The organism is Ideonella sp. P3_A4 (assembly GCF_056403075.1).
This window is the reverse complement of sequence record NZ_JBFUGE010001229.1, coordinates 1-845: the sequence shown is the minus strand read 5'-3', so window position 1 is coordinate 845 and position 845 is coordinate 1. Positions and strand designations below refer to the sequence as shown.

Sequence of the window (845 nt, the reverse complement as noted above, 5' to 3'; positions counted from 1 at the left end):
GGGTTAGGCATCGGCGTTACGCCAGAGCGCTGGTTTTGGCGTGGAGGTGATTGCTCCGGGATGGTTGCGGTACTCGGCAAGCGCTCGAGTGAGCGCTGAGATGACCTTGGGACGTTTCGAATTTTCGAGGAGAACCACAGGTAGCTTCTCGAACCAGCGTTGAGTTTCCCAATGATCGCCGCCAATGTTCTGCGTGTACACAGGCAACCTGCTCGTGGGATGAATGCTCCTCTGGTAGTACTCAAGACACAGCTCAATTTGCATGACGCTGTGGAACTCAAATTGAAAGCTACACACCTCGACTAAGCAAACTTTGTAGGGCGACAAGCCGCCGGAGCGCTTATGCCTTTCCATTTGCTCGTTGTCTACCCACCGCATGGGATTGAAGTGCTCTCTTGCGGCGTAGTCGATGAAGGTGACTCTTGGCATGGTATTGATGCCTAACGTTCGACGTAAGGGGCGGTCATAAGTGGGCGAAGCCCGCTTGTGGACGTCCCCTTGACGGAGGGGCTAGCCGGCTGGCTGGCAGTGAGACTACTGCCCGTTGCTGACTGGTTGAAGTGACCCCTTCGAGCAGACGACTCGACTAGCGTGGTCGTTGAGGTAGGTGACTTCGATGAACTCGGGGACCTTTTCGAACGACCATCTTTCAACGTTGGAAGACGCTTCATCTGGCTCTCCGAGTGCAAAGTTCACCTGATTCTTTGATGCGTTGACGCCAATATGCTCGCACAAGACCAAGGGGCCAGCCCATTTGCCACAACCTCCGAGATTGGCGCACGAGGGAAGAAAGCATCGGTCACCGAAGCGGCCTCCCAGGGCGGTGCAGCCAAGTGGCGTAAGCA

1 protein-coding gene is annotated in these 845 nt (G+C 55.7%); it reads right to left on the bottom strand.

The genetic code is table 11. From position 1 onward, the window contains the following. Positions 1 to 3: 3 nt before the first annotated feature. Positions 4 to 429 carry a hypothetical protein gene (locus AC1DYI_RS37205; protein WP_477209081.1) on the bottom strand — a complete coding sequence of 142 codons (426 nt, stop codon included), beginning with the start codon at positions 427 to 429 and terminating at the stop codon, positions 4 to 6. Between the last annotated feature and the right edge of the window lie 416 nt (positions 430 to 845).